Below are 8,686 nucleotides of genomic sequence, written 5' to 3' on the forward strand. Positions count from 1 at the left end.
CAAGCTTTTACGGCTGAGTAAAAAAGATAACCCCGATTACCTGGGCTACATCACTTTTGAGCAGCCCGGCAAAGTATTTAGTTATTTTGCTGATGGCGAAGATGAATTATCGCCAGATGAAGTAACGGATGTGATTGAGGAGATCAATCATTTTAGGGATACACCGCAATTGTGGACGCTGTAAATGCCATTTAATCAATAACGAAAGGCGCGAAACCGCTAAGAAATATCTTTGCGGCTTCGCGCCTTTGCGTGAAATTAACTATCAGTAATTTACTTTGTAGGTGGTATCAGCTGCATAAAGGTTACGATGCTGCTTGCTTCGTATGATTGGATATCACCGGTTGGAGTGCTCACTGTATAGTTACGATAAGTTAGATTACGGCCATCGCGGTTTTTCCAGCCGGTGTTAACGTTGGTTTGGATCCAGCTCAGGTATTGGCTTTGGCCACCATCATTGATCAGTTGTACTATATACTGGGCAAAAATAGCTTTTAATACCCCCTGCTCATTAAAATCGCCCTCGGCTGGCAGGATGCCGTTGGTGCACAGGCTATTTTTTACATAATCGGCATATAGTTTAGCATCGTTAAGATAAGCTACATCGTTGGTTTGTTTGTATAGCGCCATAGCAGCGCCAATAGCCGTGCCTGAGTTATAGGTATAATCCTGGCCGCCCGGAGGATTGTTGCCTATTTTATTATCGTTCACTTTACCCGAAGCATCAACTAAATTAGTTTTCGACCATGAATAGATAGATTTTGCTTTGTCAAGATAAGAGGCGTCTTTGGTAATGCTGTACAGTTTCATAGCTGCTATAACCGTTGGGAAGTTAATGCATGAGTTTTTACCGCTATGCTGAAAATCCCAGAACATACCGCCATCTATTGGGTCGTACGAGCCGTTCCAAACCCTGTCGAACCCTGCTTTTGCCTTATCAAGATAAGTAGCGTTGCCGGTAAGTTGATTGGCGCGTGCCAGTGCAATAACCCACCACATCATATCATCATAAATAAACCAAACAGCGGTATTGTTCCAGTTATAACCATCGTAGTGATTGTAATTGCCCTGGTATATATCGCCAATGCGGGTGAGTTGTGCCGGGGCTTTGGTACGTTCGTAAACATTCATGGCCATATCCCAGTAAACGGCTTGCGTCCAGATGGCGGCCACACCATCTTTTTTTGTAGTGCTGAAGTATAATTTATTATTCGAATCGTAAAAGGCGTTGTTGAAGGCTGTATAAGCAAGGTCAGCATCGGCGCTGCTAAAGCCGGTACTGTTATCAGTTGGAGTAGTGGTATCCGTAGTGGGCTTTGACGTAACCGGTGTAGCGTCCTTACCCTTGCTGCAGCTTACCATGGTAATAAACATGCTGATGATCAAAAAAGAGATCGGTTTTTTCATAATTATGGATGTTGGTTAGTAAATAGGCTTAGCTTTGGTCGGTAGCGAAATAAGGTTTTCTTTTTAATTATTGGTTAATTGTATGCCGGCGAGGCAATTATAGGCTAAAAAAAGACTGCTATCTAACGTTTTAACCCACAAAAAATCGTTAACCCAATTTTTAACCGTGATTTTAACCGGGGAGGGGGCTGTGTTATTGCATGTTTAGCGAATGTTGTCACGCAAAATCGCGAAGGCGCAAAGTTTTTTCCCTGACGTAGCTACATCTTTATTATCGGTGATAGCTAACAAAACTACTCTAACCTTGTGCAGGCTTACGTTTTGTGGTAGGCGATTTTGCCTTTTTCTCTGATAGAGTTACCGGTGCGGCAGCTGACGGGTGTTGATGCTGATGGCCGTGTACCAGCCGTTCGTGCATGAAATGGGTAAGCTTGTGATGAAAAGGTACCAGTACGGAGGCCAGGCACACCAGGATTACCAGTTCGAGGACGGGCAAATGATTGCTGAGGCGTTGTACCACTGGATGGATAAGCAGGGTAAGAAACTCAAAGGCAAGCAGCAGGCATAACACGCTCATAAACTCAATTACTTTGCGGTGAGTGCGGCTTTTGCTCAGCAGTAATACCACCAGGAAAAATGTTGGTATAAACACAGCAATACCTACCATTTGCAGGTTAACTATCCGGGCTTCTTCTTCACGGTGCTTTTCTTCGGCAATTTCCTCCTGCCGGGCGGCTTCGTTAAAGCTGAGGGTCTGGATCTGTTTAATTTTTTCGGCATTGAACATGCTGTCTTTTGCGGCTATGGCCGTTTTTAAATAAAGCAGTTCAAGGTGTTCGTTTTTACCGCGGTATATATCGGTAAGAAGGTTGCTGGCGTGGAAGATCCCTTCAGGATATATGGCGGTTTTGGCGGCATTTAGGGCCAGCGTTGCATAATAGATGCTTGAATCGGCCATGCCTGTTTGTTTATAGAGTTGTGCTATGCTGTTATAACTGTCGGTGAGGCTGTTTTGATCGTTTATTTTGATAGCATAATTCACACTTACACGGTAATAATCAAGCGCCAAGGCGGTGTGCCCCATTTTATAGTTTATATCGCCCAAAATGGATAGTGTGTTTGGCATGGTGGCCGTATCTTTTAGGTTTTGCTTTATGGTATAAGCCTGCATCTCATACTTTAAAGCCGAATCAACCTTGTTAAGTTTAATGTAACAGTTGCCAATATTGGCCAGGATAATGCCCAGGCGCGCTGTTTCATGCAGTTCTAAGGCAACAGCTTTGGCTTTAAAATGGTAGGACAGGGCTTTTACATTGTCCATTTGATCAGAGTAAACAATGCCTATATCGCTCAGGCTTTTTAAGATGCCCAGGCGGTCGTTAATTTCCTCGCGTATTTTTAGTGAGTTGAGTAAAAAGGAAAGGGCCTGGTCATACTTGCCGTTTTTCCATAAAACCACACCCAGCCTGTTCATACAAGCGGCCTCGCCTTTTTTGAACGAGAATTTACGGGCCAGCTCAAGCCCCTGCTGAGCGTAGATGAGGGCGCTATCAGGCCGGGTTGCCTGTAATTGTAAACTTAATTGCCTTAAAGGTTCAACACCTGCAGTATCATTTTTATGTTGAGCTGCCTGCGATCTTAACTGGTTTATTGTATTTTTTTGAGCATAGGTATTTTTGGCGACGCCTGTTAAAAGGCATACGCAAACCATCCCCTTTAGTATGTGGTTTAGCATAAATTTTTTTAATAAAACAAAACCCCCAATTTCCCGAAGGGGTTATGATGTACAGGGTAATGGCACTGGCTTATTAAATCTGTTCTCTAACTATCCATTGAAGGTTCTTCGGTTGCATCGTCCGGCTCGGGCGAAGCTACAAATCCGTCTGCGGCTTCGATTTCCGGCTCAAGGCTTGTTTCATTATCAGCAAATCCCATTGATGTGTTTTTGTCCCTAAAACCCATAGAGGTGTTTTTGTCGAATGCTTTAGTTGATGCGCTCATGGCTTTAATGTTTAAAAACGATTTGAGTTCAGTTAATTGTTACAAGTGCAGGTACATAAATATACGCTTATATTTTGTTGATAGTCAAATTTTTACGTATTATGTGAAGTAAATGTGAAATGTTTTTGGATAGAAAAGAGGCTGAGCAGGCGAGCTGAGTTATTGATATTGGATTGAAGGGGCATAAAGCCGGGGCAAAGGCATGATAAATTTCATGTTTTTGCCTTTTGAACGGTTTAGTGATAACTCAGGTTGTAATCAAAAATAAAAGGATGGGCAGGGGTAGGCTTGGTTGTTAAGTGGATATGGCTGATCCTGGTTTCGGTCATATCGAATTCATACTCCCAGCCCGCGTGATCAAGTTTATCACTGCTATAATATAACCGCATGGATAAGGGTAACCTACCCAGTTGCGCCAGTACCAAAGGGTGCATGTTAAAATCGAAGAAATAATTAAGCGCTTGGGCATTAAATTCAAGCTTATCTGTAAATTTTGTGAACGTTACGTATATGTTATTTAATGTATCCTGATTGGTGTAGATAACCGATTTTGCCAGCAGACCCTGCGCGTCATACTCATATGTTGTGTTGTAATGGATATTTTGAGGAGGTAAACCAATATTGGGATAATGCCTGTCCATCAGTACAATCCTGCCCTGGGCATCGTAACTAAAAGTATCGGTATGCTCAATCTCTGTATTGGGTACTTTGGTGCCGATGGGCAGGAACGCATATTTATTGATATGATCAATGTATGTTACCCGTCCCTGGGCATTATAATGGTAGTTTTCGGTATACTGGTAATTTTGCCCGTCGTCAAATACTTTGGACGTTATGCGATTGCCATCATAGGTGAAATCTACATTTGTTTTTGCGGGAAACTGGTAGGCAATATGACTGATATGAGTTAACCGCTTTTGCGCATCGTAGGTATAAAATATTGTATCGCTCTTGTACCAGCTTTCAAGACCAGTTTGGTAAAGCTGCGTAAGACTAAATACTTTGGGCGTAACGGGTGGATCTGGCACTTTAACCGGCTTGTCCTTTTTGCAGGCGGTAAAAGCGGTCATGAGTAATATGACAATAAAATACTTGCAGGCAGATTTCATCTGCCTAAAGATAAGTGTGTTAGGTTTGGGATTTGTTGTTCGTTTTAGTCATTCAGCATAGCGATTATCATTATGCCTGCTTATGCCCATTAAGAAAATGTGCTACACCGGCTTCTGCATATATACCATGATTTTTATGCCAATTGGTTATTTCAGCCGGATCAACAAATTTAATTTCGAGGCTTTCTATAGATGTTTCGATATTCCCGCTGATGTATTTACATAGGTACAGCACCACTACCGAGCTATGGGGCTGTTCAAACTGCCCGGCCGAAACGGCGAAAAACTTGATGATCTCAACGGGTTCGACAACCAGCCTGGCTTCTTCCCAAAACTCGCGTTTCATGGCCGTTTCCGGGTCTTCGCCAACATCAACCCAGCCGCCGGGCAATCCCCATAAAAAATCATCACTACGGTGCTCAACTAATAAGCGGCCATGCTCATCAAACAAAATGCCGTTAACGCCTACTTTTGGCGTCGCGTATCCCAGGTCTTTATTAAACCGTTCTTTTAAAACTTCAGTCTGCAGGCCGGTAAATTCGCTGTATTCCTGGGTGGCTATATCAAGCAGCTTTTGGTAACGCTCCATGTCGAAAGGACTTTTGGTATACCTGATCCCGGTTTGTGCCAGGGCGTAGATGTTTTCAAGCAGATCGATATAGTTTTTTTTCATACGGTGTGTGCAATATAGCTAACAGCTTATATAACCGGGGTAAAGAAATTATAAAATCATTGCTTAGGTATTTTGCAGATGAAGGGAATTTACTACTTTTAAACGTCGCGGATTTCTTGGATCCGTTTCCCGGTAGATCGGGTTTAGGGATGTGCGAGTTCGAATCTCGTTCTGGACACACCTGGCATTCTCCTGAACAATCCTTTCAAATTGATAATTGCCTCTTGAGAGTTCGAGTCTCTCTTCGGCCTCCTTTATAAGTCTTACGTGAAGGAGGACAAAACTTCAGACTTCAGATATTAATATGCCAGTCGCATTCACCCTATCATTTGTCGCATCTGCACCGCAAACCTTATTGTCTTATTGATGAGATTTGTATCATACAAAAACAGATTTTAAACTAAACTATAACAGGAGATAAAATTGTATGAGAAAGATCATTGTTTTAACATTTATAACATTAGATGGCGTAATGCAGGCACCAGGTGGCCCGGAGGAAGATACAGCAGGCGGTTTCAAATATGGCGGTTGGTCTGCACCTTACGGAGACGAAGTTTCAGGCAAGATCATGCAAAAACAGATGGAAGCTACAGACATTCTGCTGGGCAGAAAAACCTACGATATTTTTGCTTCATACTGGCCCCAACATGCAGATTATTGGCCGGGTATCAACGATGTTAAAAAGTATGTGCTTTCCAACACCATTAAAGAATCTGACTGGAATAACACAGAATTTATTACAAGCGTGGCGGATATTGAAAAACTCAAAAACTCAGAAGGCAGTGACATCAAAGTTTGGGGTAGTGGCGAACTTGTTCAGCTGCTGCTGAAACACGACCTGGTAGACGAACTCTGGCTCAAAACTTATCCGGTGCTGCTTGGTAAAGGAAAAAAACTGTTTAGCGATGAAACCACTCCCGCAGCATTTAAATTAACAGAAAGCACCGTTACACCAGACGGTGTGATCTTTGCCAATTACAAACGGGCCGGTGAAGTGAAGACCGGTACTATTGGAGCTTAAGATTCATAGTTACTGTTCCCTGTAATGAACAATTATTCGCCAAAAAGGATCCGCGTCATTTCGGTATAATTGTTTAGGAAATGTTTGGTAACCATGTAGTGTTCCGTTTCTTCGTAGCGCACCTGTTTAATGCCCGAATCATCCAACTGGTAAATGGTAGCGCCCGGGTAGGCTAACAAAATGGGGGAGTGGGTAGCAATTATAAATTGCGAATTTTCATTCACCAATGTATTGATGAGCGAGAGTGCTGCCATTTGCCGGTTTGGCGATAATGCGGCCTCGGGCTCATCAAATATATACAACCCGTTGCCGGTAAGCCTGTTGGTTAGGGTAGCCATGAATGATTCGCCATGCGAGCATTCATGAAGTGACCTTACACCATATTGTCTTTCAAATGTACCTTTATCATTTTCATAAACATCTTCCATATAGGTAGCCAGGTTGTAATAACTTTCGGCGCGTAGAAAGAAATAATCGGTTGGCTTTTTGAAGCTTTTGATGCCGGTTAAATAGTTGAAAAGCTGCGACGAATTATCGTGTGTTTGAAATTGTGCATTTTTTGAGCCGCCCTCGGTACTAAAACCCATCTGTAAAGCAATAGCCTCTATCAGTGTTGATTTCCCCGAACCGTTTTCGCCGATTATAAAAGTAACATCGGGATGAAATTTTAATGAGTTTAAACTCCTGATAGCCGGGATCTGAAATGGATAGGTATCAAAGGATGGCACCATCTCCCGTTTCAGCTGGATCTCTTTGAGGAAAGGTTTGGCTTGCATGGTAGGGTAAAGATAGGGATTATGTAGACACAGTCTACATGCATATTGATCCGTAGGCGGAGACTACGGATAGCGGATTCCTGCATCTACCCTTTTTGTCCATTTTGTAAAATATGGAATCGTTGTTCATTCTATTCCGAAAAGTCAGATGATCGTTTCTTAACGCTTTAAGCCCATTGATTTATTACCTGTAACCTGCACACATAAATATCACCATGCATTAAATGTGATGTAGGTCACATAATCATCAGAATTTTCCTGCCTTACTTTGTTTTATAATTTTTAACCAAATAAAAAAACAACGGCATGAAACGTACGGCAAAAGCTCAATGGAATGGTAACCTAAAATATGGTAAAGGAGAAATATCATCGCAAAGCACAGTCCTTAACCAAACACCCTATTCATTTAAAACACGCTTCGCAGGTACTGGGACTAATCCCGAAGAATTGATAGCAGCGGCTCATGCGGGCTGTTTTACCATGTCGGTAAGTGCAACACTTCAGCGTTTAGGCTTTATAGCCAACGACTTGAACACCGAAGCCGTTCTTGGTATGGATATGACTGATTTTAGGATCACCGGCATTCATTTGAGTTTAAAAGCATCATTGATCAACGGTGTATCTGCCGAGGCTTTTCACGAAATTGCAGAGGGTGCTAAAGTGAATTGTATTGTGTCCAAAGTGCTGAATACACCAATTACTTTGAGTGTTAGATACCAATAACAACGGTTTTTAAGACTCATTGGCCACTTTTGTTTCGAGTGGCCTTATCACGCATGAACAGTGGTTAGATGAATGTTGGTTGAAAAAATGATAGGCTCATCAGAAATGAATACGATGCAGATGTGATTACATCCGCGTGATAAAGAATAGCAGGAGGTTAAAATGAAAGAACGTGTTTGAACAAAACAATGAAATATATAATAACCCCTAATGCCCCTGGCTACTGCAAGAGTCCTCGCTTGTGGCCTACATGCTAAGTGAGCAAGATTTGCTTTTCAAGCAAATAACCTAAACGCGGGCCACAAGCGAGGACGCTTGCGGCAGCGCTAAAGCATACAAACTCCCCCTTTAGGGGGCCGGGGGGCTTAATCCTCCGGCTTTTCCTTAGCATCAGCCATCCTTACTATCCTCGGCTGAAAGCTGGCTAATACATCAACCAAATCATGCTGAGCTGCCATCACAGCATGGATATCCTTATAAACCATCGGTGCCTCATCAAGGTCACTTCCCATCAAGGTGATACGTTTAGCTATCAGGTTGGCGGCAACCGCTGCCGGATCGACAGTTTTAAAGGCGGCACTTCGGCTCATTAAACGCCCTGCACCGTGTGATGCCGAATTAATGGAAGCTGCATCTCCTTTACCGCGGACTACAAAGCCCGGCGTACTCATACTCCCCGGAATAATACCTAATACGCCTTCACCGGCAGGTGTGGCGCCTTTTCGGTGAACCATTACTTCGGTACCATCGGCAAGCTGCTCTTTCCAGGCAAAGTTGTGGTGGTTCTCGATCATCATTATCGGTTTAAGGTTAAGCGCACGTGCAATCTTGTTGTGGATCTCATGGTGATTGGCGCTGGCGTAATCGCCGGCCAGGTTCATGGCGATCCAATATTCCTGTCCCTCGTCGTTATCTAAATTTAACCATGCCAAATGTTTAGCCTCCTGTGGAAGCTTTGTTTTGCTCATGGCAATTT

10 protein-coding genes are annotated in these 8,686 nt (G+C 43.0%); 3 read left to right on the plus strand and 7 right to left on the minus strand.

From position 1 onward, the window contains the following. The coding region (locus VF500_RS13165) for a hypothetical protein (protein ID WP_330860108.1) at positions 1-184 on the plus strand (184 nt) is incomplete at its 5' end. Positions 185-273: 89 nt separating this feature from the next. Here the strand turns inward: VF500_RS13165 and VF500_RS13170 are convergent. The 5 genes from VF500_RS13170 to VF500_RS13190 form a co-directional block, all read right to left on the minus strand. Next, entirely contained in the window at positions 274-1,407 is a 1,134-nt protein-coding gene (locus VF500_RS13170; protein ID WP_330860109.1) for a glycoside hydrolase family 76 protein, read from the minus strand. A 298-nt stretch (positions 1,408-1,705) separates the two neighbouring features. Then, positions 1,706-3,142 (minus strand): tetratricopeptide repeat protein, encoded by a 1,437-nt coding sequence (locus tag VF500_RS13175; protein WP_330860110.1) that lies wholly within the window; start codon positions 3,140-3,142, stop codon positions 1,706-1,708. 86 nt (positions 3,143-3,228) lie between these two features. Continuing rightward, the gene (locus VF500_RS13180) at positions 3,229-3,408 is read right to left on the minus strand and encodes a hypothetical protein (protein ID WP_330860111.1); all 180 of its coding nucleotides are present in this window, start codon (positions 3,406-3,408) and stop codon (positions 3,229-3,231) included. 236 nt (positions 3,409-3,644) lie between these two features. Next, a complete protein-coding gene (locus VF500_RS13185) occupies positions 3,645-4,478 on the minus strand; it encodes a hypothetical protein (protein WP_330860112.1) in 834 nt (277 codons plus the stop codon). Between the two features lie 109 nt (positions 4,479-4,587). Further along, positions 4,588-5,190, minus strand: a complete 603-nt coding sequence (locus VF500_RS13190) for an NUDIX hydrolase N-terminal domain-containing protein (protein WP_330860113.1) — start codon at positions 5,188-5,190, stop codon at positions 4,588-4,590. A gap of 427 nt (positions 5,191-5,617) precedes the next feature. On the opposite strand from VF500_RS13190, the gene VF500_RS13195 reads away from it, so the two are divergent. After that, positions 5,618-6,211 carry a dihydrofolate reductase family protein gene (locus VF500_RS13195; RefSeq protein ID WP_330860114.1) on the plus strand — a complete coding sequence of 198 codons (594 nt, stop codon included), beginning with the start codon at positions 5,618-5,620 and terminating at the stop codon, positions 6,209-6,211. A 32-nt stretch (positions 6,212-6,243) separates the two neighbouring features. Here the strand turns inward: VF500_RS13195 and VF500_RS13200 are convergent, their stop codons facing one another. Beyond that, positions 6,244-6,987, minus strand: a complete 744-nt coding sequence (locus VF500_RS13200; protein ID WP_330860115.1) for an AAA family ATPase — start codon at positions 6,985-6,987, stop codon at positions 6,244-6,246. 306 nt (positions 6,988-7,293) lie between these two features. Between VF500_RS13200 and VF500_RS13205 the strand changes: the two genes are divergently transcribed. After that, the gene (locus VF500_RS13205) at positions 7,294-7,710 is read left to right on the plus strand and encodes an OsmC family protein (protein WP_330860116.1); all 417 of its coding nucleotides are present in this window, start codon (positions 7,294-7,296) and stop codon (positions 7,708-7,710) included. A 365-nt stretch (positions 7,711-8,075) separates the two neighbouring features. On the opposite strand, the gene VF500_RS13210 is transcribed toward VF500_RS13205, so the two are convergent. Next, positions 8,076-8,686, minus strand: a 611-nt coding sequence (locus VF500_RS13210) for an RtcB family protein (RefSeq protein ID WP_330860117.1), incomplete at its 5' end; no start/stop codon positions are given.

The sequence above is a fragment of the Mucilaginibacter sp. genome (genome assembly GCF_036383575.1).
In the GTDB taxonomy this organism is placed as follows: Bacteria; Bacteroidota; Bacteroidia; order Sphingobacteriales; family Sphingobacteriaceae; genus Mucilaginibacter.